The organism is Cytophagales bacterium (assembly GCA_033344775.1).
GTDB lineage: Bacteria > Bacteroidota > Bacteroidia > Cytophagales > Cyclobacteriaceae > JAWPMT01.
This window is the reverse complement of sequence record JAWPMT010000007.1, coordinates 297451-323691: the sequence shown is the minus strand read 5'-3', so window position 1 is coordinate 323691 and position 26241 is coordinate 297451. Positions and strand designations below refer to the sequence as shown.

The window sequence follows — 26241 nt, the reverse complement described above, 5'->3', positions numbered from 1 at the left end:
AGAAATGACAGCTTTCAAAATAAGTTGTTGCTAAGACTCTCTAATCACTAATAAAGGCACATCCAGATCGACGGCCATGGCTTTGGTTACTGACTTCTTGAACAGTCTTTCGAAGAAATTATACTTCTTCGGGATCATGGCCAGCATGTTCAATTCGTGACTACTGACAAAACCTTTGATCCCTTCAGTTATCGAGGAGGCCTCCACGGTTCTGACTGAACTATTCGTAGGCACCAGATAATCTTTGAGTTTGCCAATCAATTTTTGATCTTCAATAGAAATTTTTGAAGGGTCTTCGGATACATTGAATGCCAACAATTCAGCATCAAAAGCCATACATAACATTTTCAGGACATTGAAATCCTGGAACAGGATACTGCTATCATACTCAATGGCGAGTCCAACCTTTTTAAGATCGAATCCTTCATAGGACTCAGGAATTACCAAAATAGGTACCGGAATGGCCTGGATTACATCAGAAGCTCTTGTGCCCAACAGGTGCTCCATTTCTGAATGCTCAGCCCGTGTACCCATGACGATCAGGTCAATGGCCTTGTTCTGCGTCTCGGTATATATGGCATCAGTAAGGTATGCGATGAAACGATCTGCTTCATGGGGGACATCCTTCAATTCAATGATCTCAGATTCCAGTTCCTGAAAGGATTGCTTCACCTGATCTTCGTAATCAGATACAATTTCTTCAATCAATCCTCCTGTAATTTCCGGATGCGGGGAATGAACGTGTACGGCATTAACCATAATGATCTTAGCGTTGCTTTTCTTGGCGATCACGATGGCAGCACGAAGCGCATTCTTGGCACATTTAGAAAAATCAATTGGGACGAGTATGTTGCTTATTTGCATGGGTCAGTATTCTTAGCGACTTCTAAGGTAAAATTTACTCTTTACAATACCCAATGACTTTTGATCTGAGACATAATGAATAAAGTCATTGTTTTCAGGTATTATGCTTCTGTGAAGAATTGGGACTTTCTGTTAGCCATCGGTGAAGATTTCAGTTCGATCCCATTAAATTCGATTCTCAGAACTTTTCCCCCAAACTTTGACATGGAAAATCCTCCTTTTTTTGACCGGGACCTTAGTTGGATCTCTTTCAACTATCGCGTCTTGATGGAAGCAAAGAATTCATCCGTCCCATTGATCGAGCGGCTGAGATTCATTGCTATTTACTCTTCTAATCTTGATGAGTTCTTCCGGGTCCGGGTATCGAATATTCGATCCATCGAACAAATTGATAAGAAGAAAATCCGTAAATCTACAGAAGTTTCTTCTGTTCTTTTGACGCAAATCAGGGAAGTGATCGGTAATCAGTTAGAGGAGTATGGGCAGGCACTTCAGGAAATTTTAAAGGCGTTGAAAGAACAGCAGATCATTGTTCAATCACCGATTGAAAACTTGTCAACGGACAATCAAAATGAATTGGGAAAATACTTCAGGACCAAAGTGCTGGCTTACTTACGCCCTTACGTCTTTGATGTCAGTGAAGGATCACCTTTTCTCAATAACCAACTGCTTTATCTGGCTCTGAAACTAAAAAGAGACGATCAAACGTATTTTGCGTACGTCAATATCCCTTCGGACGAACTCCCCAGGTTTTACCACATCAAAGAAGGAGATATCCATCATTTTGTTTACCTGGATGATATCATTCGGGCACATATTGGTCAGGTACTGCCCACTTTTGAGATCGTAGAATGTATTGCGATCAAACTCAACAAAGATGCAGAACTGTACATCGACGATGAGTATTCTGGTGATCTGGTGGAGAAAATTGAAAAGCAGATCAAGAAAAGAGACCTGGGAGCTCCAAGTAGGTTTCTCTATGATGGCTCGGCATCGGAAGAGTTAATTGAAAAACTGGCCGAGGTGTTTGGCCTGGGGGATAATGATTTGGTGACAGGAGGCAGGTACCATAACCTCAATGATCTTTTCCAGATCTATAACCCTACCAGTGCTGATCTGGAGTATGAAAGTCTACCGGAAGTACCCAGCAAAAGTATTGATCAGGCACAGTCAGTCATGAAAGCCATGGAGGCTCAGGATCAATTATTGCATTTTCCTTATCAGGATTATAGCTATGTCCTGCAATTCTTCAATGAAGCAGCCTCCGATTCTGAAGTGACTGACATTTATGTAACTTTTTATCGTATGGCCTCCAATTCGATCATTGGAGAGGCGCTGATCAGTGCTGCCAATAATGGCAAAAAGGTGATCGTGTTCATGGAATTGAAAGCCCGGTTTGATGAAGCCAACAACCTGAAATGGTCGGAGCGCATGAAAGCTGCCGGCATCAAGATCATTTATAGCATGCCGGGTTTGAAAGTGCATGCAAAGGTGGCCCTGGTGAAGAAAAAAGATAAAATTTATGGATTCTTCGGCACGGGTAATCTGAACGAGAAAACAGCCAAAATCTATTGTGACTATGGGCTGTTTTCCTGCGATCCGAGAATGACCCATGAATTACATCAAGTCTTCAAATACCTGCACAAAAGAAAAGAGCCTGCAGGTTTTAATGACTTGATCGTTTCGCAATTCAACGCCATCGATCAGTTCACTGCACTCATTGATCGTGAAATTGGTCATGCGCAAGCGGGTAAAGAGGCACGCCTGATCATCAAGTTGAACAACCTGCAGGAAAAGCAGATGATCGAGAAACTTTATGATGCTGCTGAAGCTGGAGTAGACGTCACCGTCGTGGCCAGGAGTATCTGTTGTCTGGTACCCGGCACGCATGGCATCAATGTATTCCGCCTGGTAGATCGCTATCTGGAGCATGCAAGGGCGTTTTATTTCCATAACGATGGCGATTCAGAGCTGTACATGGGTTCAGCGGACTGGATGAATCGAAATCTACACAGTAGAATTGAGGTCTGTTTCCCACTGAAAGACGAGGCATTGAAGCAACAAATCCTGGATATCCTGGAATTGCAGATCGCCGATAATACGAATGTGGTGAAGCTGGACATGGAGCTTAATAATGTTCATCGAACTGCTTCCTCAGAAAAGGTGAATGCACAATCTCAAACTAGGGAGTTGGTGAGGAGGTGGAATAGCTGAACGAACCCTAATAGGGTTATTTACGGCATTAAGAAACCCTGTTAGGGTTTCGCCCAAGTTTGTGAAGACATAAACTTGAAGGTGATTATGAAATATCGTTGGAGAGGACTCAAACGTTGGCGGAAGCGATATTCTACGCATTCACGACTATGGTGAAAACGCTACTTTTTACCTCAGAGTCTTCAGAGAATGACTCTGAGGAGCATTTGAAACCATGTCAAGGTTGGTTACTTCGACCTTCTCAACGGCATCGTCGAACACCGCAGCAAACCGCTCAGCTTGGAGGTTTCCGCATAATCCACTTCGAAGACCTCAAAATCACGCTTCTGTAGCTCCTCTTTCAGCCGATGGAAATTCCTTTCGATCACCACCTTAGCAGGCGAAATAGAAAATACATTGGGAAACATCAGGTTTTTTTCTCTTTGGTCTACGTCAATGCGCCGCTCTTCCGGGAACATGTCCAATAATATGTCTGGACGTTTCAAAAAGCCCTCCCGATAGAATATGGCCTGATCTTTTCCGATAGGCTGAAAGGTACAATCAAGGTGCAAAATATTCCGATCGGAATCATTCTGATCTACCACCAGATCCAGCGGAACCACTGTCTTGCCTGGAAAAAATTCTTGTAAAAAGGCTGCCCCAGCATGATTGGTCCGGTCACTGATTCCCACAAAGAGATAATCTCCATGAAGCAATACATCCCCACCTTCCGCAAGCGCTCCCTCCGGCAGGTGTACTATTTTACTGGAGTCTGCCTGCTGTAAGATGTAATCAACTCCCTGGATCTCTTCCTGCCGAACTGCATGTTTCATGTTTGCTACGAAATAGTAGTCTTCGATGACAAAGCCTATGTCACGCGTAAAGATCTGCTCCGTTCCTGACAAATCTTCCGGGCGCAGCACCTGAACACCGTTTTGTACCAGAACCTCTTCGAAAGTTTTGATCTCCCGAATAATGGCTTCTTCTGTGGGTGCCGAATTGTTTTGCAGGTGTTTTCGGATGGTAGGATTGATGGCCCGAGCAGCTCCTCTGTTCACCCCAATTCCTAACACCACTGACTCCAAAGGAGCTGTTTCGTCTTTTAGATAAAATTCCATATCAATGCATTAGCAGCCGAATGAGGGGTGAAAATCACATCGACCTACTTAAAAAACGATGCAAAAGTAATGAGTTCTAGCCGTCCGAATGTTCTACCAATTCCGGCTTTTTCGGGAAGATCAGAGACAATACGATGGATAATGTCAATGCAGCAATAATGATCCCGAAAGACAAGAATATCGGAATATGTACGTGATCCACACTAAATAGTGCTCCCAGTCCTTGCTGGATGATGTTCATTTCCAACAGCATCTTGGCTCCGATGAAGATCAGTACGACTGAAAGGCCTTTTTGTAACAGGTAAAATTTATCGAGCACATTGGCCAATAAGAAGAACATGGCTCGTAATCCCATCACAGCGAAAATATTGGATGTGTAGATCACAAATTCATTTCGAGTGATGGCAAAGGCGGCAGGAATAGAATCAACAGCAAAAATGAGGTCAGTAGACTCGATGAGTACAATTACCAGAAACAAAGGGGTAAACAATCTTTTGCCATTTTCGATCACCACAAACTTCCCACCATGATCATCAGTAGTCATCGGGAAAAACTTCTTGACCAACTTCATCAAGGCATTTTTCTCAGGCTCGACCTCCATGTCCTCATCTTCATTGAAGATTTTGACCCCTGAATAAACCAGAAAAGCACCGAAAATGTAGAGAATCCAATGAAACTGGGAAATCAGCAATGCGCCTACAAAAATGAAGATCGCGCGAAAGACAATGGCCCCTAGAATACCCCAGAACAGGATATTATGATAATACTCTTCTTTGACTTTGAAGTACCGAAGGATCAAAAGTATGACAAATATATTGTCTACCGATAACGCTTTTTCCGTCACATAGGCAGAGAAGAATTCCAGTGTACTGGCTTTGCCGTCACCAAAAAAGTAGATGAGCAACCCGTACATAACCGAAACAGCCACCCAAAATATGGTCTGGTTGAGTGCTTCCTTCTGAGAGACTTTATGATGTTTCTTATTGAATACTCCCAGGTCAACGACCAGGAACAGAATGATAATGACTCCAAACACACCGAAGAGGATACCCTCATTGTGCCCGGAAAGTATTGCTAACAGCATACCAATGGCGCTAAATTAAAATCAATAATATGACGTCTGTAGCCGTTGAAAAAATCGATGATTAAGAAAAAATCAGCTGACTGGTTGATTGCTGACGATCTTTTTTCATACCGATCACTACAAAGATATAAAGTTTCTGCTCATAATTATTTAATTTAGAATTCACTTCGAAATGGCACAGTTCTGGATAAACATGCTTCTTACTATTCTCGTGTACGCCATACTCATTATGGTCATGCGATGGAAGTCCTCTATGCGCAAGCCCAGAAGCCAGAATGACGATGGTGATGGAGGCATCCCACAAGACAACAATTGGGAACCGGATCTTGACCTTCCACCTGGAGTTGTGCTACCTACCGGGCCTCATGTGGTCGATAGCAAATTGGAAGAGGAGCTCGTCTAATCCAACAGCAAATTCGCACCAATTAAAATTATTCTTTCAAACAGCTCTGTTCGAACTATTTTACTGCCAAAGAAGAAAGAAACAAGCCGTACCGGCTAGGCTACGGCTTATTGCAACTAATTACCGTTCGATTTGAAATACATTGAAAATACCCGGAGATACACAATAGAAACAATAGATACCCAGAATCACTGGTGATCCGACGCAATGATGACCGGTTCCGCCACCATTTGCAATCCATATTTCTTTTGCTGTACCCGTTCCACGATAATAATACGCGTGATTTTCTGTGTCAGACCGGGCCGGCGAAGCAGAGGTGGTAATGCTGGTATCTAATCTTTCAGGATCCTGCCAACCATCATCGTTTGTGGTGTTATAGATGTATTCATTAGCCCCGGCTCCTCGATACGAGACAGTTAAACTACCATTAATTAAAGAACCCCAGGGTGTTGTTGAAGTGCTTACATTTCCATTTAGAAGGTATGGTTTATTCCAGGTTGTGCCATCAAAAACACTGTCCCAAATCAAATTTTCATTAATGCCAGGAAAGTAAACATGCAGCTCATCATTTAAAGTACAAACGCCAGGTGACGTGATACTTTGAGCAGTATAATGGTTATCTTCTATTTTAAGCTCTATTTTCTGCTCTGACGTCCAGTTATCGAGATCTTTGGTCGATACATAGTAAATGTATTGCATGGGATCTCCTTGCTTTTGATAGAAAACGTAGATCGTGTCCAGAAGTACTGCAGCCGTTGGAGAACCCGTAACTTTACTTCCTTCGGGTATACCAACTGGCTGAGACCAGGAATGGAGGTTATTATTCCCCGAACTTTTGCCTCCGTTGGCGTCAATTACTTCACGCTGATGAACCAGAGCGGCTATTGCTGCCATGGTGGAGAACTTGTATACGATCTTGGCGGTCTTTGGATCGTTGTAAAACAGACACACATTGCCATTAAATTCGACTACTGAAGGTGTATGAGGTTGATGCGGGTCTATATATAGGCCCTCCTTCGTTTCAGTGGTCATCATATCATGGAAGAATTCTTCCAAAGAGCAATAATTATGGGCTTTCGAGAAACTGGAATCAGCACTTAACAATTGCTCCGTTGTAAGTAGCAATTCACCGGCAGCTGCCACCCAATCAGATCCTAACCACGCCATCATCTGAAATATCACGGTCGCTATGTCTTCGATTTTGTCCCATGTTGACAAATCCTTACCTATGGCATGAATAATAGCCTTGAATGAAATCAAATTGAGACACCCTCCGGTAAAACCAAATAAGGCCTTAGCTTTTGACCACCAACTTGCTTCCTTATCTGCCATTCGGTACCAGGCCGTTTCCAGACCAAGCAGGTTTTCTTTTCCAAATTGAGCGGCCAAACGAGCTGTGCCATCACCTTTTAATTTAGACTTCATCCCGGCAACTGAGAATACCGCCAAAATCGCCTCAACCAAAAAGGTTTCCCATTTTTTTTCACATTCGGAAAAATGAGAGTCATCTGGCATCGAGACCTGAGGTTTAATATTGGGAATATTATCGATTAGGATTTTATCTTCACCTATTGGCTTTTTCCCACTCTTCAGATGACTAAATATGAGCCCTCTTACGGTACCATCATTATCACCCGATTGAGAGATACCCTCTCTTACTGCATTTAAATATTCATGTGTCTCTTCAGGAAAGTCTTCGAATAATTTGGATATACTCAGATCTAACTTTTGCTCTTTTGAAAGAACTGGAATTTCTCGCATCGTTAAAATTGTTTATGAATTTATCTATTGGTTTAATCAGCTCTGAACAAAACGCTTAAATCAGGAGCTAACTTCCATAAACTTAACAAATGCCTATAGCATCTCAAAGGAATCATTGTATCAGCCATGGCCCTTAAATCATAAGCAGCCGGATGATAAAAAAGAACAGGTCTATTTTAGTTTGAAGGGTTTAATAAAGACACTTTCATTTCAAAGAAAGCCGTGTCTTTAAACAGCATCTTTTGATAGCCTAGCAAAGAAAAAGACTGGATCTGATCGGAATCCAACACGAGACTCATCTTCTTTTGTGTGGTGTAGATACTGGTTTCTTCCAGAATTTCCGCGGACACAGTGAGCATGGATGCTTGACGCTCTACTTTGACCCATTGTAAAGCCTGTTTTACTCCTTCCTTTTTGTCGTAGGTAGTAATTCCATCAATTTCAGTCACGTCAAAAGCATTTCTGTATCGAGACAACCCTGGATCGAAAGGCTTAAAAACGTCCAGCTCTTCCTCCAACATTTTCGAATTCAACTCTTTATAGATACGATCAGATTCCTCATTGATTTGTATCATTTTATCCGATTTGAGGATGTCATGTCCTAATCTCTGGACTTGTCCGGTGAGCAATTCATCCAAATCAAAGTACCCGGAAGTTGCCTGTTGATCTACCGGCGTTTCACAAGCCAGGCAACTCAAAATGATGAAGCAAATAAGAAAGAGTTTACGCATCCACTAATACATTTCCACTCATTTCCTCAGGAATATTCAATCCCATGAGTTTCAAAATTGTTGGGGCAATGTCTCCTAGTTTTCCTGGTTGGAGGTTGCCTTTGTATTCATCATCTACTAACACAAAAGGTACCAAATTAGTTGTGTGCGCTGTGTTTGGCGAACCATCTTGGTTGATCATGATGTCTGAGTTGCCATGGTCAGCAATGATGATGGTGCTGTACCCATTGGCCAATGCCACATCTACTACCTGATTGGCGCAAGAATCAACCGTCTCGCAAGCTTTCACAGCCGCTTCAAAAACGCCTGTGTGGCCCACCATATCGGGGTTGGCAAAATTGAGACAAACAAAATCTACGTCTCCTTTTTCCAATTCAGGAATGATGCTGTCCCGGATATCACCTGCACTCATCTCTGGTTGCAGATCATACGTGGCCACTTTAGGAGAAGGACACAACAATCTTTTCTCGCCTTCAAATTCCGCTTCACGGCCTCCTGAAAAGAAGAAAGTCACGTGCGGATATTTTTCAGTTTCTGCAATTCGGATCTGTTTTTTCCCTTGCTCAGCAAGGGTCTCACCCAAGGTTTGCACCAGGTTATCTTTTCCGTACACCACGTTCACTCCTTCAAAAGTGTCATCGTAGTTGGTCATGGTCAGGTAGTGCAATGCCATCTTCTTCATGCCCTCTTCCGGGAAATCTCGTTGCGTCAATGCTTGTGTGATCTGTCGTCCACGGTCTGTTCGGAAATTAAAGCACATCACCACATCTCCTTCAGCAATGACGCCAACTGGCTTTTGATCAGCATCAACTTGAATAATAGGCTTGATGAACTCATCGGTCACATCCTGATCATAGGAATGCTGAATTTCGGCAGCAATATCCTGCGTTGTTGTTCCGATTCCTTTTACCATGGAATCATAAGCCAACCTTACCCTCGGCCATCGGTTGTCCCGATCCATAGCGTAGTATCTTCCGGTAACCGAAGCAACCTTTCCTCCATATTGGTCTAAAGTGGCTTGCAGATCGGCCAGGTATTTCAAACCTCCTTTGGGGTCAGTATCCCGTCCATCCGTGAATGCATGCACGAAAATGTCTTTTACTCCTGCTTCTGAAGCGGCTTTCACCAGGCCTTTCAGGTGATTGATGTGAGAATGTACTCCTCCATCGGACAATAAACCCATCAAATGAAAAGGCTTATTGTTGGCCACGGCTTTTTCAAAAGCGGCTTTCAAGGTATCGTTATTAGCAATAGAACCATCCTCCACTGCCCGGTTGACCTTCACAAGATCCTGATATACCACCCTGCCGGCGCCAAGATTCATGTGCCCCACTTCAGAGTTACCCATCTGGCCTTCTGGCAGACCTACCGCCAATCCGGACGCTTCCAAGGTACTGGTAGCGTAAGAGGAAGATACCCGATCCATGAAAGGAGTTGTCGCAGCTACGATCGCTGAAACTTCATCATTCGTTCCTAAACCCCAGCCATCCAGGATCATCAAGATCACTTTCTTATTCATATCCAAATCATTTGCAGGGCGCAAATATAATCTCAGCTTTTACAGCTTTCTGAGCGCTTACGGTTTTTTGTAGTTTAACATTCCGTAACTTTCAGGCACAATTTTGGTATAAGCAGATATCATGATCAAACTAATACCGCTTTTTCTTAGCCTCTTTTTGGTGAATACCATGGCTATGTCACAGGATAAAGTCCTAGAAGACATAGGGGTGTCATTGAAAAATGGCTCGGCTCGTGAACTGATTAAATTCTGTGCCAACCCGCTGACTATCAAGCTCAATAACTCGAGTAATTCTTATGCGAAAACGCAAGCCGAAGGTCAGTTAAGGCAGTTTTTCCAGGACAACCCACCGACTAACTTTTCTTACATCCATCAAGGATCTTCACAAGAAGGTTTGAGGTATTGTATTGGTAAATACTCCATGAAGCAAGGGTCTTTCCGAGTGGTATTGCTCATCAAGCAGCAGGGGTCTGATTATCGCGTTGACCAGATCACACTTACCAAAGAGTAAGGCATAAGTAGAATTTTACAACAAGCATGAACCAACCGTACCTGACCAAAAAACGTGTTGCTCAATTTATTCAAACCGCTTTAAGTGAGGATATTGGCAATGGAGATCATTCTTCGCTTGGCGCTATCCCTAAGGATGCGGAAAGAAAGGCGATCCTATTAATCAAGGATGATGGCATCATCGCAGGCATCAAATTGGTACAACTGATCTTCCACAATACGGCGCCTGATCTGGAGCTAAAGATGTCAAAAAAAGACGGGGACAAAGTTGAAAATGGGGAAGTGGCTTTTGAAGTAGCTGGTAAAGCCCATGACATTCTTCGCCTCGAGCGACTGGTGCTGAACTGCCTTCAGCGCATGAGTGGAATTGCCACCTATACCCACAAGATCAATTCATTGATCCGAGGTACCAATGCCAAACTGTTGGATACTCGAAAAACCACTCCCAACTTCAGACTCGCAGAAAAATGGGCCGTAGCCATTGGTGGTGGCGTAAATCATCGATTTGGGCTTTTTGACATGGTCATGCTCAAGGACAATCACGTGGATTATGCCGGTAGTGTCGAAGCTGCTATATCCAATACTCAGAAGTACCTATCTGACAATAATTTATCACTGGATATTGAGATAGAAGTCAGAAATTTAGATGAACTTGCGGCAGTTTTGAAAGTAGGGGGTGTTAAACGCATTATGCTTGACAACATGTTGCCATCAGATATGCGTCAGGCAGTCGCGATGATCGGTGGACGCTATGAGTCGGAAGCCTCGGGAGGAATCACGGAAAAAAACATCAGAGAGATCGCTGAAACCGGCGTTGATTTTATTTCGGTCGGCGCTTTAACACATTCTTACAAAAGTCTGGACATGAGTCTCAAAGCCTTTTAGAGAAAAATGAACATTCGCACAAGAAAGTACCAATTAGAAACGTCAACTTATATCAAAACGGCGCTTGTGGCCGTACTGAAAGAGCAATGGTGGGTAGGGTTGATCTATCTCGGCATATGCGCAGGTTATTTATGGATCCCCAACTGGTGGTGGATCATCGGCGCATCCATCGCTTTGGTTTTATACATCTTATTTTGGCTGATCCAATTCGCCGGAGTAACGCAATTGGAACAAGGAAAGATCCTGTTCCAAAAGTTGTCCTACGAGATCAACAGTCAGCAAATCCTGATCAAGCTTAACAGCAAACAAGGCATGCCCATGAAATGGGATCAGATCAAACGCGCCCAAAAGGGTAAAGATGCCTTCGTCTTGTTCGTTAGCAAAGCCCAGGTAATTCACTTGCCTTTCCGCATTTTCAACAGCGAAAATGAGATCAAGTTTTTGGAAAGCGTGCTTAAACGAAAGGGCTACCTCAAACAATAAATTGTGGGTTCCGCTTCGCTCAAGGTGCTGAAGCCAAAAGCGGCAAGATTTTGTGCTTATCGGGAGAGGTCTGTGCTGGAAGTGCGGACCAAACTCAAAAACCTTGGAGCTAGTGAAACGGATACCGAGACGTTGATCAAAGAGCTGATCAACGAGAATTTTATTGACGAAAGTCGGTATGCAAAGGCCTTTGCTTCGGATAAATTTCGGTTCAACAAGTGGGGCAAAGTGAAAATCCGGCAACAGCTGAGACAGAAACAGCTTGATGAAGATGAAATCGATCGGGCACTGGATCAACTCCCCAAAGAAGAATATCGAGAAATGATCAAATCACTCGTCGAGCAAAAGTTAAAAACACTTTCTGAAGACCTGGAGCTCAGTCAGAAAAAGCAGAAGGTGATCCGATTTCTGCTTCAGAAGGGTTTTGAATATGAATTGATTGCTCCGCACCTCTCAGTTCTGTCTTAAAGGCAACAGTTTCGCGCATTAACCGTCTATAATCCAAACCCTGAGTCGAAATATTGAGTAAATCGCTCCAACATTCATTGAAACCAGCGTTTTTATTTAGGCCCATAACTCAGTGATACCATGCAATTTTTACTACTTGTTTTAGCTATTGTACTTCAGCAACCCGAAACGGAACATACCAATACCAAGGATGGCCTTGCGGTTGGCGGCTATGATGTCGTGGCTTACTTCTCAGGCGAAGCGGAAAAAGGGAGCAAGTCCATCAGGGCTTCCCATCAGGGCATCACCTATCGGTTTAGTTCGGAGAGTAACAAGCAAAAATTTCTCGATTCTCCTAAAAAATACGTTCCTGCCTATGGTGGCTGGTGCGCTTACGCCATGGGCGTCAGTGGGGACAAAGTGAAAATTGACCCGGAAACATTCAAGGTCATCGATGACAAACTTTACCTGTTCTACAATTTTTGGGGTAATAACACCCTAAAGAGCTGGAACGAAGATGAATCCGGCCTAAAAACAAAGGCGGATAAGTATTGGAGTGAAACCCTCTCTTCAAATAAATAATAGCGCTATTTTTGCACGTTTAATGCGTAATTCATGATGCCCATACAGCAGTCTGCACGTGGTTTATTGTCTCAGCTAGTCGAGGTAATGGACCAGCTTTCTGATGAGGATTTTAAAAAACCGATACCCACACTAAGCGGATCTTCGGTTGGTCAGCACATCAGGCATACCATAGAATTTTTTCTTTGCCTCATGGATGGTGCCAACAAAGGTGAGATCAACTACGATGAGCGCCGGCACGATAAATTCATTGAAACGGATCGCAAACTGGCCATCAGTGTCATTCAGTCTATCGACGAGTTCCTGGCTGGCAAAGTAGAAGATCACGCCATGAACCTGATCGCGAATTACGAAGTAGAGGGCAATGATCTGGTGAGCATTCCTAGTAGCCTTTATCGTGAATTGGCCTACAACATTGAACATGCCATCCATCACATGGCACTGATCAAAATCGGTGTGCGTGCGGTCGGCGAACACATTGTTTTACCCGAGCACTTTGGTGTAGCCAGCTCTACCGTTCGATACCAAAAGCAACAGTCCTGATTGCTAAATGTCTAAGAAAGTAAGTCGGTTTGCCCAATGGTGGACTCGTTTTACAAACTTTGAATTCTGGTCCTTCAACGTTTTTTACTTTCCGGTAAAGATCTATTATGCTTTCCTGGCGCTAAGAAGCCGGTCGCTTTTTTTCTTCACCGCTTCCAACCCTTCCATTGAATTCGGTGGAATGCTGGGCGAAAAGAAGTCAGAGATCTTTGACCTGATCCCTGATGAATATATGCCTGTAACCAGGTTGTTTACTTCGGATGTATCTACTGAGGAGGTTATGACTTACCTCCAACAATCGAAGCTATCCTTTCCAATCATTGCCAAGCCTGATGTGGGTGAACGCGGATGGATGGTCTCGAAACTGAACTCAGAAGAAGAGCTAAGCAAATACCTCAAAGACATTCAGGTCAATTTCCTGATCCAGGAATTCATTGATTACCCTTTGGAGCTCGGCGTTTTTTATATCAAAGTTCCGGGTGAAGCACGGGGAAGGGTGACCTCCATCGTGAAAAAAGGATTTTTGAGTGTATCAGGAGATGGTGAAAATTCGGTGAAAGAATTGCTGGAACAAAATGTCCGTGCAATGCTACAGGTCGAATTTGATAGTCCTGAAGTACAGGAAATAGCGACCGACATACCCAAAAACGGAGAAGAGGTCCTGGTTGAAGCAATAGGCAATCATTGTCGAGGCACGACCTTTCTCAATTACAATCATTGGATTGATGAAGCTTTGCATTCAGCATTTGATCAGATTTCAAGTCAAATAAAGGATTTCTATTTCGGCAGGTTTGACCTGAGGTGCGATTCCATCGAATCGTTGAGAGAGATCAAGCAGTTTAAAATTCTGGAACTCAATGGTGCTGGGGCGGAGCCTGGGCATGTCTATCATCCTGGCAGTTCCATTTTCGCTGCTTATCGAGATATTCTCTGGCACCTGAAAATGCTCCGGCGAGTCAGTGCCGCCAATCGAAAAAGGGGGCATCAATACTGGAAATTTTCTGACGGAATCAGGAAAATGAGGGAAATTAGCGCGTATAACCAACAGAAAGAATCCAATACATGACCTTACAGGTTTTTGTAGTCGCCTTTATCGTTAGTTTTTTCGGATCCATTCCTCCGGGCACCATTAATATCACTGTGATGCAAATGGGGGTCCAGGGCAAAATACGCGCCGCTTATTTTCTGGTGGTGGGTGCCTGCATAGTCGAGTTTTTCTACGCCTTACTTGTAGTTCGTTTTCAGATCTTCCTGAATAATAACCTGACCTTTACTCATCATTTCACGCTCATCACCGGATTGGTATTGACAGCCCTCGGTTTGTATTCCATCTTTTCTAAAAGCTCGTCCTCTTCCATAAAAGTCAATACTGGAGCAAAAGGTCGCACAGGATTTCTGAAAGGCATTATTCTGGGCTTTTTGAACCCGTTGGCCGTACCATTCTGGCTGGCCGTCACCGCATATTTGCAACAAAACCAATGGATTAAATTGACAGGCCCTGGATTCTGGGCATATTTATTTGGGATTTTTCTGGGGTCAGTGATCGTTCTTTTTCTGGCCGTCCGACTTGGCAACCGGTTTACGCGGATATCAGATAATCGACTATTAGTACATGTCCTGCCCGGAGCGGCATTTCTTACGCTGGGCATTTACAACTTCTATCAGTGGGCTATCCAGTAGTTGCACAAGATAGTTGACTAACTGCATGTAAACGTCGCGGAGATAGCTTGCCTATTTGATTCCATAAGAGGTACATTTGCCACACAATTTTACCCGCTATCAAGTTCAATAAAATCACATATAGCAGGCTGTTGATGAAGTTTTTGGTTTGGCGCCTCAAACACATCAGCGACAACAACTTCATTCTCATTGTAGCAGGTATTATTGGACTCGTTGCGGGGATCGCTGCCGTTACACTCAAAACTTCTGTCCACTTCATACAAGAAGTCCTTCGAAACAACATTCACTTCCCAGGAGGTAGCTTTATTTATATCGCCTACCCAATCATTGGCATTTTCCTTACGGTTGCGATTTCAAAATTCTTATTCAAGGAAAGTTTAGGGCACGGTATCACCCAGATTCTGTATGCCATTTCTAAGAATTCCAGCATCATCCGCCGCACTCGCATGTATTCTCGGATGATCACCAGTGCACTTACCGTAGGTTTTGGAGGTTCGGTCGGTTTGGAAGCTCCCATTGTGGTAACAGGATCCGCCATTGGATCCAACCTGGCCCGACTGGTACACCTTAACTATAAAAGAAGAACTTTACTCATTGGTTGTGGCTCAGCCGGTGCGGTCTCTGCCATATTCAACTCCCCAATAGCAGGGGTTATTTTTGCCGTCGAGGTAATTCTAACAGAAGTCACCATCTCCAAATTCATCCCTATCCTGATCGCTTCTGTAGCGGGCCAGTTGGTGACCATTATCCTGCTGGGAGAAGATATTTTATTCTCCTTCCGTATTGTAGATGGATTTTCGGCCAAGGATACTCCCTATTATTTTGGGTTAGGAATGGTGTGCGGTTTGGCTTCACTTTATTTCACCCGTGTCATGTTCCGGGTAGAAGATGCGATTCAAAACATCCGTAATTCATTTAGACGCGTTTTGGTAGGCGGTCTGGCACTGGCTCTTATTCTATTGATCTTCCCACCCATCTACGGTGAAGGATATGACACCATCAAACAATTGCTCTCACACGATGAGATCATGCTATTCGAAGGCGGGTTTCTGGACCCAATCGATGATAACCAATATTTCCTGATCGCCTTTCTGTTACTGGTCGTGTTGATCAAACCCGTAGCCAGCGCGCTGACCATTGGCGCCGGAGGTAGCGGCGGAATTTTTGCCCCATCATTGTTCATGGGTGGGGTCACTGGCTTCCTTATTGCTTCCGTGTACAACATTCTCATACCTGGGGCGAATGTGAGCTTAAGCAACTTCACACTGGTAGGCATGTGCGGGGTTATGAGTGGCGTGCTACACGCTCCGCTCACAGCTATCTTCCTGATCGCTGAAATCACGGGGGGTTATATGCTATTCGTACCACTGATGTTGGTCTCTGCCCTGGCATTTACTACCATCTCCTATTTCGAAGAGCACTCTTTCTACACCAAGCACCTCATCGAAAAAGGCGATTTGATTCCTTATGACAAAGATCAGATCGTACTCAGCCTGATCGATATGAAAAAGATCATAGAAACAGACCTCCTGGCTATCCATCCGGAAAAGAAGCTGGGAGATTTGGTGGCGTTAGTGCGAAAGAGTAAGCGAAACATTTTTCCAGTATTGGACGAAGAAAATGTGCTTCACGGCATTGTAACACTGGACGACATCCGAGATATCATGTTTGATCCTGAAAAAAGAGACAGTATTTCGGTCCAGGCGATCATGCAAAAACCACCCGGTTCCGTTTCTTCGCGTGAAAAAATGCAATCAGTGATGAATAAATTTCAGTTAACACAAGCCTGGAATTTACCTGTGATTGATGATGGGAAATATGTAGGGTTTGTCTCAAAAAGTCGAATTTTCAACGCCTATCGGAATAAGCTTAGGCGTCAAAACCAAGAATAAAACCGACGAATATAAAACAAGCTAAAATTTCTGACTGTTTCAGTAAAGATTTTAGTTTTCCACAGAAATCTACATTGCTTACAATAAGCATACCTATTTGATTTACAGCATTTTAAATCAATTCACATCAAGCAATGTTGATAATTTGAATTTTTGTGGAAAACTGCCAATCAAGCCATCAGATATTGAAAATGCTGCTTTCAATAATTTCTGAAACCATACAATCGATGCGATTTTTCAATAAATACACACTCCAATCTCGGTAATATCCAAATGTGTTAACCGTAAATTAACATCAGAGTCAGTTTTCCAAACACACACCTTCCGAAAGTGCAATTTTGAAAAAATCTTAAAATTTCTGTTTTTATACAAAACCTTGGGCGTCTTTCAAACGTATTATCATATTCATGAAAAGCGTATTTGCCCTTTTGTGCCTTTGCACTTTCACCCTTGCAACCGCTCAAGACGTCAAAATCGTCAAATACGATCAGTTAGAGCAAGCTATAGCGAGTAATTCCGATAAGCTCAGAGTCATCAATTTCTGGGCAACCTGGTGCGGTCCTTGCATCAAGGAACTGCCTCATTTCGAGCAAGTGAATACCAATGAAAATGTTGAGGTTATTTTGGTCAGTCTGGATTTTATTCAGGACGAATCCAAAGTGAAAAAATTTGTGGCAAAAAAGAATTTGCAATCCCAGGTGATGTTGTTGAATGAAAAAGATTACGACAGCTACATGGGTAAAGTAGATAATAATTGGTCTGGCGCAATTCCTGCAACGCTTTTTGTGACTTCATCGGGGAAACGGCACTTTTATGAAAAGCCTTTTACCGGAGAAGAATTGGAAGAAGCTATTAACCAATTCATGGATTAAAACATGAAAGACAATATGAAACGGAATTTTCTTATGATCACAGGTTTGGTAACCGTAGTTGCCATCCTCTTCATCAATGCCTCAGCTGATAAATTCGGAATGGGGGTAGGTGATTACGCTCAGGATTTCGAATTGGAGAATATCGATGGTAAAACGGTTTCTCTTGCGGATTACAAAGACAACAAAGGTTTCATCGTTGTTTTCACTTGCAACACTTGTCCATATGCTAAAATGTATGAGCAGCGCATCATGGAATTGGATCAGAAGTATGCGAGCCAGGGATTTCCTGTGATTGCCATCAATCCCAATGACATTGATCAGCAACCTGGTGACAGCATGGGCGAAATGAAGAAAAGGGCGAAGGACAAAGGCTATTCTTTTCCTTACCTGAGAGATGATTCTCAAACAGTAGCTTCGGCATATGGCGCCACCAAGACGCCTCATGTCTACGTATTGAACGAAGAGGCTACTGGAAAATACAAAATTGAATTCATCGGAGCAATCGATGACAGTCCCAGGGATGCTTCTGATGTAGAAAAAACTTACGTTGAGGATGCAGTGGACGCCTTACTTGCTGGCAACAAGCCTACAGTAACAGGTGCAAGAGCAATTGGCTGCACCATCAAATGGAAAGAATCCTAAGAGAACAATTTTATTGATTTCAGAAAAGCTCCCTCATGGAGCTTTTTTTGTTTTAAAGATATCCCCTAATCGGGAGCGCGACAATGATTTAAAGTTAAGGATAATGGGTCGTCATTGCGAGTTGGTGATCGGACCGTCGAAGCGGCAATCTAAAATAAGGTCTCGGAACAAAAATGCAGAATAGACTGCCGCTTTGGCCGATTCAATTCTTCGCAGTAACCTGGTCGGGCCAGACCGGGTCCGCGTAGACGAATCTTAACTTTATAGCAACGAAGTACTTAGATACTCATCTCATTTCTCAGGGATATAAGCCGAACGGACCAGTTTTCCTTACAGTAAGGTCGACATGATGATTATTCTTACACCTACTGCTTCTTCGCCCTTTCCCAATACACATCCATCTCTTGGAGGGTCATATCAGATAATTCTTTGCCATCCTTCCTGGATTCGGCTTCCAGGTACTTAAATCGCTTGATGAACTTCTTGTTGGTGCGTTCCAAGGCCTCTTCAGGATTAATATCAATGAATCTGGAATAATTAACTAAGGAGAATAACAAGTCTCCAAATTCTCCCTGGGCCTTTTCCTGATCTATTTCCGCTTCATCGGCCACGTCGAACTCTGCTTTGAACTCGCCCATTTCTTCTTCTACTTTTTCCCAAACCTGGCTTTTATCATCCCAATCAAATCCTACTCCCCGAGCCTTCTCCTGAATGCGCATCGCCTTGACTAATGCAGGTAAGTGTTTTGGGACACCCCCTAACACGGATTGATTTCCTTTTTCCTGCAATTTGATCTTTTCCCAATTGGCTTTGACTTGATCCTCATCCTCTGCACTTACATCTCCATATATATGTGGGTGTCTGCGGATCAGTTTATCACACACTTCATTCAGTACATCCGCCACGTCAAAATCACCTTGTTCAGACCCGATCCGACTATAGAAAACCATATGCAACATGATGTCACCCAATTCTTTTTTCACCTCTTCATTGTCTGCTTCGATGATCGCCTCGGACAACTCATAGGTCTCTTCGATGGTCAGGTGTCGCAGAGATTCCATGGTTTGTTTCTTGTCCCACGGACAGTTTTCACGCAGCTCATCCATGATGGTCAACAACCGATCGAAGGCTTCCAGTTTTTTGGCACGATTAGGGTCAGGCTTGGCTAAACTTTTGGACATGACGTGAATCTTTTCAGTATGATTATTGGTTAACTATGTACTTGTACAATAATGGTTAATTTTGCCTTAAATCACGTCACATTATGACAACTGTATTACTCGGAATTGGATTTGTTGCGGCCTTTTTTATATTGATGTCCGTTCGCCTGCTCTTCGTAAAAAATGGTGAGTTCAAAGGGACATGCGCTTCACAATCGCCTTTTCTCAATAAGGAAGGCGCCCAATGTGGTTTTTGCGGCAAAACAGTGAAAGCAGGAGATGCTTGTGCTAATCCCGAATCTGAAGTCAACAAGGTGTTGGCCAAATTTGACTGATCCTTTTCTTCCCAATTATTAGGGTTAATCCCATCAATTATTGACCTCTGCGTAAAGGTCCGTTTAAGGATTCTAAGAAGGGCTTTGCTTACATGTAAATCCTTCTATCTTTGCGCACCGCTAAAAATTAGACCGTTTTGACATTAATAAAATCAATCTCAGGCATTCGTGGAACCATCGGTGGCAAACCAGGAGAAACCCTTTCACCACTAGATGTTGTGAAGTTCGCTGCTGCGTTTGGTATGTGGGTGAAAGAAAAGGAAGCGAATCCTTCTTTGGTCATTGGCCGCGACGCCCGACCTTCAGGCTCGGCGATCTCAAACCTGATCAGTAATACCCTTATGTCTATGGGGATCAATGTGCTCGACCTGGGACTATCAACTACACCCACTGTAGAAATGGCCGTGATCATGGAGAAAGCACATGCCGGGATCATAATCACCGCCAGTCACAATCCGGCTGGATGGAATGCGCTTAAATTATTGAATGAAAAAGGCGAGTTCATTTCAGGAGCTGATGGGAAAAAAGTGCTTGAAATTGCCGAATCTGGAGACCTTGATTTTGTAGAACCCAGAAAATTCGGGACTTATCAAACGGACGATACTTATATCGATCAACATATCGAAGCAGTACTGGCCCATGAACTAGTAGATGTAGATGCGATCAAAGACCGCAAGTTCAAGGTGGTTGTAGATGCTGTGAACAGTACCGGAGGGATCGCGGTGCCGAAACTGTTGCAAAAACTAGGTGTGGAAGTCAAAGAAATGTTCTGTGAACCCAATGGACAGTTTCCACACAATCCCGAGCCACTACCAGAGAATTTGACTCAAATCAGCCAGGAACTCGAAGCAGGCCAGTATGACTTGGGTATCGTTGTGGACCCTGATGTAGATCGACTGGTGTTAATGTGCGAGGATGGCCAAAGTTTTGGTGAAGAGTACACACTGGTAGCCGTGAGTGATTATGTATTGGGTAAGAAACTCGGAAATACAGTTTCCAACCTTTCCAGTACGCGTGCGCTACGTGATGTCACCGAAAAGCATGGTGGTCAATACGCTGCTGCTGCGGTAGGCGAGGTAAATGTTGTTGAGAAAATGAAGGAGACCAATGCCGTCATCGGCGGAGAAGGTAATGGGGGTGTGATCGTTCCTGATCTTCATTATGGTCGTGATGCCCTGGCGGGTATCGCCTTGTTCCTTTCACATTTGGCACATTATGGTAAAAGTGCCTTGATGTTGCGATCTACTTATCCCAATTACCATATTTCCAAAAACAAGCTGGAGCTAAGTCCTGAGATCGATACGGATAAGATTTTACTTGCTTTGAAAGAAAAGTACAAAAATCAACCGATCAATGATATCGATGGGATCAAGATCGAGTTTGATCGCGAATGGGTACAATTGAGAAAGTCTAATACTGAGCCAATTATTCGTATTTTTGCTGAGTCTGAGAGTTCGGCAACTGCGGAGCACCTGGCAAATAAGATTATCACCGACATAAAGGAGTTTATGTCGAGTTGAACGAATTAACCATTGTGATATGAGAGCTTACTTTGATAATGCAGCTACCACCCCCGTTGACGAAGCTGTATTTGAAGAAATGAAGCCATACTTACTCAACAAGTATGGCAATCCTTCATCTATTCATAGTCATGGTCGAGAAGTGCGTTCGGCACTGGAGCGATCACGGAAAAAAGTAGCGGACATTCTCAATACATCACCTTCCGAGATTTTCTTTACTTCCGGAGGAACGGAGGCAGACAACACCGCACTCAAATGCACCATAGCATGTAAAGGAATTGAGCATCTGATCACTTCCAAAATCGAGCATCATGCCGTGCTTCACACCGCAGAAGAACTAGAAAAAACTGGAAAAGTCAAACTCCATTTCGTGGAATTGGAAAATGACGGACAGGTCAAATACGATCATCTGGAGGAACTGCTGAAAGCACATCGCGGCAACGTAATGGTCTCTCTGATGCATGCCAATAACGAAATTGGTAATGTAACTGATATTGACCGTGTAGGAGAAATGTGTGAGGAGTATGATGCGATCTTTCACAGTGATACCGTACAGACGGTTGGTCATTTCAGGCACGATCTGCAGCAGTTAAAAGCACATTTCATTGTTGGTTCCGCACATAAATTGCATGGACCAAAAGGCGTTGGCTTTTTGCACGTGCGACACGATAAAAAAATCACTCCTTTCATTCACGGAGGAGCCCAGGAACGCAACATGCGTGGAGGAACTGAAAATGTATCAGGGATCATTGGTCTGGCCAAGGCTTTGGAGATCTCCTATCAACATCAACTGGACCATCGTCAGCATATTGAAGGACTGAAAAGCCGCATGATCCACAAATTGCGGGAACAAATTGAAGATATTCACTTCAATGGCACCTCTGGTGACATCCAAAATAGCCTTTATACCGTATTGAATGTATGTCTGCCTCCCTCCGAGGACAATGACATGTTACTTTTTAATCTGGACATCAATGGCGTCTCCGCTTCAGGGGGAAGTGCTTGTTCCAGTGGTTCCAATATTGGTTCACATGTATTGGCCGAGTTAAAAAGAGATCATTCCAGGGGGGCAGTCAGATTTTCATTTAGTAAGTATACAACGAATGAGGAAGTGGACTTTGCTGTGGAAAAATTGGCAGAAATCGTCGGCGTGGGCGTTTAAATGCCTGCTATTCACCTGCTGTTTCAGTTTATCGTATTTTTCTAACGCACAGTTCGTTCAAAAGCACACCATCCATCCGAATTCGGGTCAGGTGGCCTTAAAATCTGTGGATCTCATCACGGCAGTGGCCATCGTCGATGAAGAAGCTTCTACTCCAACTCGAACGCTACTGATCAATGAATCTAAATATCAGTTGGAACTGGATGTTCATGCTCCCAGACCCACTTATTTTCTTTCTTTACCTGAACCCACAACGGTCATTTCCATCCCTGAGACACAAGGAAAAATAGATCTGTACACCATTCACAGTGGCACCCCACCTCATTTGATCCAGGGATCAAAAAGCGAAACTCATTGTACAAGTGTTGAAGCCATCCCACAATCGGAATGGCGTGCAGGACTTCCTGCGCCAGTTGCTTCACCCAGCTTTCACACGGTAACGCATCATATTGTTCATCATACCGCTGGGTCAAATAGCAATACAAACTACACGCAGGTAGTTCGTGACATATACTTGCTACACACTGAGGTGAACGGATGGGATGATATTGGCTACAACTTTGTGATTGCGCAAGATGGTACGCTTTACGAAGGAAGAGACCCAGGTGATAGTCGCTCAGAATTTGAAGTTCGTGGGGCTCATTTTTGCGCCAAAAACACGGGCACTTTTGGTGTGGCTTTGCTAGGCAATTACGAAACAGCCCAACTGACACACGAGACCCGTGACAGACTGGTCAATTTGCTGAGCTTCAGCTTATCAGATTTGGGTATTCATCCGCTCAGCTCTTCTGATCATCGTGGTGAAAATTTACGAGCTATTTCCGGCCATAGGGACGGATGTGCTACTTTATGCCCTGGCAGAAATGTTTACTCACTATTACCGGAGATCAGAACGGAAGTCCTGGAATCACTTCAGCATTGCAACGAAACATTGGTATTGAATTATGCTGTCGATCAAAGGAACATCAACACAGGTGAAACCATTTCTTTTGAAAACACGAGTGTTGGATATGGGTCTTACCGTTGGGAATTTGAGGGTGGGAGCCCTGTATTTAGCGAAACGGACGCGCCAGAAGTGACTTACAATTCCCCAGGACTTTTCACTGTCAGGTTATATGGACAGTTGGGCAATCAGACCGATAGTCTCGTCGTTGAAAATTCCATTCAGGTCGTGGGCGAACTCCCTGAGCCTATTGTATATCCTAACCCTTTAGTAACTGGGACACAGTTTCAAATTGATTACACGGGAGAAATTGAGACCATCTATCTATATGCACTTTCGGGTCGATTGGTTGCTCAATATCAACCAGAAGAAAATGCCCAATATCAGGCCCCGGCAATACCGGGATTCTATACCCTTGTCATCGAAACAACTAACGAGACACTTGCAAACAAACTTGTCGTTCGATAGGACCTTGATTGGCTTCAGGAATTCCTAAATAATCACTTGATTCCCTCTCTTAATCCTACTTTTTAAAACATCAATTACGTTGCAATGGTTTGCAAAACGTTTTGTGCTGTAGACATCCAAAATTGTTCGTGAAGATTCAATAGATTCACTGTGCAACAAACCCAGAATATCATGAAAGTAGTTCTTCAACTCACCCTTATCTTCTTTTCTCTACAGGCATTTGCTCAAGATCTCACGCAATCTCCCTGGCATATTGTCGCAGATGATATCGACCCGAATAACTATTATGGCGTAACCGTCGCCAATGGGATGGTAGGTCTGGTCTCCTCACCTAATCCCCTGCAAGTTGAGGAGGTTATCTTGAATGGTGTTTACGACTACTACCAACGTGGCCGGGTCAGCAATATCCTGAAAACCTTCAGTCATATGAACATGGACCTGATCATCAATGATCGGGGCATTGAACGGAGCCAAATCTCCGGATATGCGCAGACGGTGGACATGAAACAAGCGAAGTTGATTACGACATTTGATGTGCGGGATGAAGCTTCGGTAAAGCATGAATTGATGTCGCTGCGCAACCTGCCATTTACCGCCATGAGCGTGGTGGAAATCACCGCAAATAAGGACATTGAAATCGTTCCTGTCAATCAAATCAGAACGCCCAATCATCTATCAGACGTACGTAATCTCTACAGCGAAATTGATCGACCTCATGTGCTGCTTCCGCTGATGAGTTCAGTCGCCTTTAGCCCGGGAGGTAAAAAGCTAGCAGCTTCTACTTCTTTCATTTTCCCGGAGAAACATGGAGAAGAACCCAAAATCATCCATGAGGACTGGGACTTCAACATGCACTTGATGAAATTTAGAAGGAAACTTAAGGCGGGAGAAACTTACCGGTTCGCTTTGGTCGGTTCCACCATTTCCACCGTGCATAACCAGGATCCACACAATGAGGCAGAACGATTGACCATATTTGCGAAGCTGGAAGGCATTGAACGATTGACAAGCGCTCACATTCGAGCATGGGACAAACTGTGGGAAAGTGATATTCAAATCGAAGGAGATCTAAACGCTCAAAAAGCTGTTAGGTCTGCACTTTATCACCTTTATTCATTTGCCCGCAAGGGTACGGCATATAGCCTATCTCCGATGGGATTATCCGGCCTTGGATACAATGGTCATGTTTTCTGGGATACTGAACTTTGGATGTATCCTCCGATCCTTGTTTTACAACCTGAAATGGCGAAATCGATATTAGAATATCGATTTGAGCGACTGGATGCGGCAAAACAAAATGCGTTTGCCCACGGCTATGACGGGGCGATGTTTCCCTGGGAATCCGCAGAAGATGGCTCAGAAGACACACCGGTATGGGCACTGACCGGACCTTTTCAGCAGCACATCACGGCAACAGTAGGGTGGGCATTTTGGAAGTACTATCAGGTCACTAAAGACAAGGAATGGCTCGCAACACGAGGTTATCCGGTTCTGAAAGAAGTGGCCAAATTCTGGTCCAGTCGAGTTGAGCGAAATGGGGAAGGTCGCTATGAGATCAACAATGTGATCGGTGCCAACGAGTGGGAAGAAAACATCGATAATAATGCTTTTACCAATGGCATGGTGAAAACAGTGATGGAATACGCTTCATTAGCAGCTGAAACATTAGGACATACTCCCGATCCAGACTGGAGACATGTAGCCGCCAACATACCTATCTTGAAATTTCCTGACGGCACCACCCGTGAAAATGCAACTTACAATGGGGTTGAAATCAAGCAAGGGGACGTAAACTTGTTGGCTTACCCATTGAAAGTAATAACCGAAGAAGAAGACATCCGAAAAGACCTCAAGTATTATGAACCAAGGCTATCACCCACAGGCCCGGCGATGGGTGGTGCGATCCTTTCCGTGCTTTATGCGCGTCTGGGGAATCATCAGAAGGCCCTGGAGATGTTTACCAAAAGCTATCAACCGAATGAGCTGCCTCCTTTCAAAGTCATTGCTGAAACAGCAGGCGGCACCAATCCTTATTTCGCTACCGGTGCTGGAGGTATGCTGCAGGCAGTCCTGTTTGGCATTGGTGGACTGGACATCACTGATGATGGTATTAAAACACTGGACACTAAGCTTCCTAAAAAATGGAAATCTTTGAAAATCACTGGACTTGGAGTGGATGGTATGGTAGTGGAGAAGTAATAGTAAAATCACACTACTTAAAAAGTAGCCGTCAACTTAAGCGTCATTCCTGACTAGTTTAGGAATCTCAACGTCGGATACACTCAATGAGCTTGAGATTCCGGCATTCGCGCTCGGAATGACGACTTTCCTTTTTTGGCTTAAGTTGATGGCTATGCTTATCAACAGGAACCTTATTGATATCAATCAGGAAAATGATCTTCTCCCACGATTCACTAAATTGAACGGGAACACGTTATGATAAC

At 43.8% G+C, this 26241-nt stretch carries 25 protein-coding genes; 18 read left to right on the top strand and 7 right to left on the bottom strand.

Annotated elements, in window-relative coordinates; genetic code table 11:
- Positions 1-30 precede the first annotated feature (30 nt).
- Positions 31-864 carry a universal stress protein gene (locus R8G66_33435; protein ID MDW3197329.1) on the bottom strand — a complete coding sequence of 278 codons (834 nt, stop codon included), beginning with the start codon at positions 862-864 and terminating at the stop codon, positions 31-33.
- Between the two features lie 75 nt (positions 865-939).
- Between R8G66_33435 and ppk1 the strand changes: the two genes are divergently transcribed.
- Positions 940-3078, top strand: a complete 2139-nt coding sequence (gene ppk1 / locus R8G66_33430) for a polyphosphate kinase 1 (protein MDW3197328.1) — start codon at positions 940-942, stop codon at positions 3076-3078.
- Positions 3079-3305: 227 nt separating this feature from the next.
- On the opposite strand, the gene R8G66_33425 is transcribed toward ppk1, so the two are convergent.
- A complete protein-coding gene (locus R8G66_33425; GenBank protein MDW3197327.1) occupies positions 3306-4175 on the bottom strand; it encodes an arginine deiminase family protein in 870 nt (289 codons plus the stop codon).
- A gap of 76 nt (positions 4176-4251) precedes the next feature.
- On the bottom strand, positions 4252-5259 hold the full coding sequence (locus R8G66_33420) for a TerC family protein (GenBank protein MDW3197326.1): 1008 nt from the start codon (positions 5257-5259) through the stop codon (positions 4252-4254).
- 193 nt (positions 5260-5452) lie between these two features.
- On the opposite strand from R8G66_33420, the gene R8G66_33415 reads away from it, so the two are divergent.
- The gene (locus tag R8G66_33415) at positions 5453-5662 is read left to right on the top strand and encodes a hypothetical protein (protein ID MDW3197325.1); all 210 of its coding nucleotides are present in this window, start codon (positions 5453-5455) and stop codon (positions 5660-5662) included.
- Between the two features lie 120 nt (positions 5663-5782).
- Here R8G66_33415 and R8G66_33410 read toward each other — a convergent pair whose 3' ends face one another.
- The 3 genes from R8G66_33410 to gpmI form a co-directional block, all read right to left on the bottom strand.
- The gene (locus tag R8G66_33410) at positions 5783-7423 is read right to left on the bottom strand and encodes a hypothetical protein (protein MDW3197324.1); all 1641 of its coding nucleotides are present in this window, start codon (positions 7421-7423) and stop codon (positions 5783-5785) included.
- Positions 7424-7599: 176 nt separating this feature from the next.
- Complete coding sequence (locus R8G66_33405) at positions 7600-8154, bottom strand: hypothetical protein (protein ID MDW3197323.1); 555 nt, start codon at positions 8152-8154, stop codon at positions 7600-7602.
- Positions 8147-9673 (bottom strand): 2,3-bisphosphoglycerate-independent phosphoglycerate mutase, encoded by a 1527-nt coding sequence (gene gpmI, locus R8G66_33400; GenBank protein ID MDW3197322.1) that lies wholly within the window; start codon positions 9671-9673, stop codon positions 8147-8149. The genes R8G66_33405 and gpmI overlap by 8 nt, the downstream gene beginning before the upstream one ends.
- A 121-nt stretch (positions 9674-9794) precedes the next feature.
- Here gpmI and R8G66_33395 point away from each other — a divergent pair, with 121 nt between their 5' ends.
- From R8G66_33395 to R8G66_33345, 11 genes are all read left to right on the top strand, one after another.
- The gene (locus tag R8G66_33395) at positions 9795-10184 is read left to right on the top strand and encodes a DUF4783 domain-containing protein (GenBank protein MDW3197321.1); all 390 of its coding nucleotides are present in this window, start codon (positions 9795-9797) and stop codon (positions 10182-10184) included.
- 26 nt (positions 10185-10210) lie between these two features.
- Complete coding sequence (gene nadC / locus R8G66_33390) at positions 10211-11068, top strand: carboxylating nicotinate-nucleotide diphosphorylase (protein MDW3197320.1); 858 nt, start codon at positions 10211-10213, stop codon at positions 11066-11068.
- A gap of 6 nt (positions 11069-11074) precedes the next feature.
- Entirely contained in the window at positions 11075-11551 is a 477-nt protein-coding gene (locus R8G66_33385; GenBank protein MDW3197319.1) for a YcxB family protein, read from the top strand.
- 3 nt (positions 11552-11554) lie between these two features.
- Positions 11555-12019 carry a regulatory protein RecX gene (locus R8G66_33380; protein MDW3197318.1) on the top strand — a complete coding sequence of 155 codons (465 nt, stop codon included), beginning with the start codon at positions 11555-11557 and terminating at the stop codon, positions 12017-12019.
- A 120-nt stretch (positions 12020-12139) separates the two neighbouring features.
- Positions 12140-12580 carry a YHS domain-containing (seleno)protein gene (locus R8G66_33375; GenBank protein MDW3197317.1) on the top strand — a complete coding sequence of 147 codons (441 nt, stop codon included), beginning with the start codon at positions 12140-12142 and terminating at the stop codon, positions 12578-12580.
- Positions 12581-12613: 33 nt separating this feature from the next.
- The gene (locus R8G66_33370) at positions 12614-13123 is read left to right on the top strand and encodes a DinB family protein (GenBank protein MDW3197316.1); all 510 of its coding nucleotides are present in this window, start codon (positions 12614-12616) and stop codon (positions 13121-13123) included.
- 7 nt (positions 13124-13130) lie between these two features.
- Positions 13131-14189, top strand: coding sequence for a hypothetical protein (locus R8G66_33365; GenBank protein ID MDW3197315.1), 1059 nt, complete (start codon positions 13131-13133; stop codon positions 14187-14189).
- A complete protein-coding gene (locus tag R8G66_33360) occupies positions 14186-14803 on the top strand; it encodes a LysE family transporter (GenBank protein ID MDW3197314.1) in 618 nt (205 codons plus the stop codon). Before R8G66_33365 ends, R8G66_33360 begins: the two co-directional genes overlap by 4 nt.
- Before the next feature lie 134 nt (positions 14804-14937).
- Positions 14938-16695, top strand: coding sequence for a chloride channel protein (locus R8G66_33355; protein ID MDW3197313.1), 1758 nt, complete (start codon positions 14938-14940; stop codon positions 16693-16695).
- Between the two features lie 407 nt (positions 16696-17102).
- Positions 17103-17567, top strand: coding sequence for a TlpA disulfide reductase family protein (locus R8G66_33350; protein MDW3197312.1), 465 nt, complete (start codon positions 17103-17105; stop codon positions 17565-17567).
- A 15-nt stretch (positions 17568-17582) separates the two neighbouring features.
- Entirely contained in the window at positions 17583-18209 is a 627-nt protein-coding gene (locus R8G66_33345; GenBank protein MDW3197311.1) for a thioredoxin family protein, read from the top strand.
- A gap of 365 nt (positions 18210-18574) precedes the next feature.
- Here the strand turns inward: R8G66_33345 and mazG are convergent, their stop codons facing one another.
- Entirely contained in the window at positions 18575-19390 is an 816-nt protein-coding gene (gene mazG / locus R8G66_33340) for a nucleoside triphosphate pyrophosphohydrolase (protein MDW3197310.1), read from the bottom strand.
- 83 nt (positions 19391-19473) lie between these two features.
- Here mazG and R8G66_33335 point away from each other — a divergent pair, with 83 nt between their 5' ends.
- The 5 genes from R8G66_33335 to R8G66_33315 all read left to right on the top strand — a co-directional run bounded on the left by R8G66_33335 (position 19474) and on the right by R8G66_33315 (position 25996).
- Positions 19474-19704, top strand: a complete 231-nt coding sequence (locus R8G66_33335; GenBank protein MDW3197309.1) for a hypothetical protein — start codon at positions 19474-19476, stop codon at positions 19702-19704.
- Positions 19705-19841: 137 nt separating this feature from the next.
- Complete coding sequence (gene glmM, locus R8G66_33330; protein MDW3197308.1) at positions 19842-21224, top strand: phosphoglucosamine mutase; 1383 nt, start codon at positions 19842-19844, stop codon at positions 21222-21224.
- 19 nt (positions 21225-21243) lie between these two features.
- Complete coding sequence (locus R8G66_33325; protein ID MDW3197307.1) at positions 21244-22386, top strand: cysteine desulfurase family protein; 1143 nt, start codon at positions 21244-21246, stop codon at positions 22384-22386.
- 91 nt (positions 22387-22477) lie between these two features.
- A complete protein-coding gene (locus R8G66_33320; GenBank protein ID MDW3197306.1) occupies positions 22478-23797 on the top strand; it encodes an N-acetylmuramoyl-L-alanine amidase in 1320 nt (439 codons plus the stop codon).
- Positions 23798-23968: 171 nt separating this feature from the next.
- Positions 23969-25996, top strand: coding sequence for a glycoside hydrolase family 65 protein (locus R8G66_33315; protein ID MDW3197305.1), 2028 nt, complete (start codon positions 23969-23971; stop codon positions 25994-25996).
- Positions 25997-26241 lie beyond the last annotated feature (245 nt).

Bases quoted from the DNA above. Each gene is read 5' to 3' on its own strand.
- R8G66_33435 (MDW3197329.1), bottom strand. From the start codon at position 864: ATGCAAATAAGCAACATACTCGTCCCAATTGATTTTTCTAAATGTGCC.
- ppk1 (MDW3197328.1), top strand. From the start codon at position 940: ATGAATAAAGTCATTGTTTTCAGGTATTATGCTTCTGTGAAGAATTGG.
- R8G66_33425 (MDW3197327.1), bottom strand. From the start codon at position 4,175: ATGGAATTTTATCTAAAAGACGAAACAGCTCCTTTGGAGTCAGTGGTG.
- R8G66_33420 (MDW3197326.1), bottom strand. From the start codon at position 5,259: ATGCTGTTAGCAATACTTTCCGGGCACAATGAGGGTATCCTCTTCGGT.
- R8G66_33415 (MDW3197325.1), top strand. From the start codon at position 5,453: ATGCTTCTTACTATTCTCGTGTACGCCATACTCATTATGGTCATGCGA.
- R8G66_33410 (MDW3197324.1), bottom strand. From the start codon at position 7,423: ATGCGAGAAATTCCAGTTCTTTCAAAAGAGCAAAAGTTAGATCTGAGT.
- R8G66_33405 (MDW3197323.1), bottom strand. From the start codon at position 8,154: ATGCGTAAACTCTTTCTTATTTGCTTCATCATTTTGAGTTGCCTGGCT.
- gpmI (MDW3197322.1), bottom strand. From the start codon at position 9,673: ATGAATAAGAAAGTGATCTTGATGATCCTGGATGGCTGGGGTTTAGGA.
- R8G66_33395 (MDW3197321.1), top strand. From the start codon at position 9,795: ATGATCAAACTAATACCGCTTTTTCTTAGCCTCTTTTTGGTGAATACC.
- nadC (MDW3197320.1), top strand. From the start codon at position 10,211: ATGAACCAACCGTACCTGACCAAAAAACGTGTTGCTCAATTTATTCAA.
- R8G66_33385 (MDW3197319.1), top strand. From the start codon at position 11,075: ATGAACATTCGCACAAGAAAGTACCAATTAGAAACGTCAACTTATATC.
- R8G66_33375 (MDW3197317.1), top strand. From the start codon at position 12,140: ATGCAATTTTTACTACTTGTTTTAGCTATTGTACTTCAGCAACCCGAA.
- R8G66_33370 (MDW3197316.1), top strand. From the start codon at position 12,614: ATGATGCCCATACAGCAGTCTGCACGTGGTTTATTGTCTCAGCTAGTC.
- R8G66_33365 (MDW3197315.1), top strand. From the start codon at position 13,131: ATGTCTAAGAAAGTAAGTCGGTTTGCCCAATGGTGGACTCGTTTTACA.
- R8G66_33360 (MDW3197314.1), top strand. From the start codon at position 14,186: ATGACCTTACAGGTTTTTGTAGTCGCCTTTATCGTTAGTTTTTTCGGA.
- R8G66_33355 (MDW3197313.1), top strand. From the start codon at position 14,938: ATGAAGTTTTTGGTTTGGCGCCTCAAACACATCAGCGACAACAACTTC.
- R8G66_33350 (MDW3197312.1), top strand. From the start codon at position 17,103: ATGAAAAGCGTATTTGCCCTTTTGTGCCTTTGCACTTTCACCCTTGCA.
- R8G66_33345 (MDW3197311.1), top strand. From the start codon at position 17,583: ATGAAACGGAATTTTCTTATGATCACAGGTTTGGTAACCGTAGTTGCC.
- mazG (MDW3197310.1), bottom strand. From the start codon at position 19,390: ATGTCCAAAAGTTTAGCCAAGCCTGACCCTAATCGTGCCAAAAAACTG.
- R8G66_33335 (MDW3197309.1), top strand. From the start codon at position 19,474: ATGACAACTGTATTACTCGGAATTGGATTTGTTGCGGCCTTTTTTATA.
- R8G66_33325 (MDW3197307.1), top strand. From the start codon at position 21,244: ATGAGAGCTTACTTTGATAATGCAGCTACCACCCCCGTTGACGAAGCT.
- R8G66_33315 (MDW3197305.1), top strand. From the start codon at position 23,969: ATGAAAGTAGTTCTTCAACTCACCCTTATCTTCTTTTCTCTACAGGCA.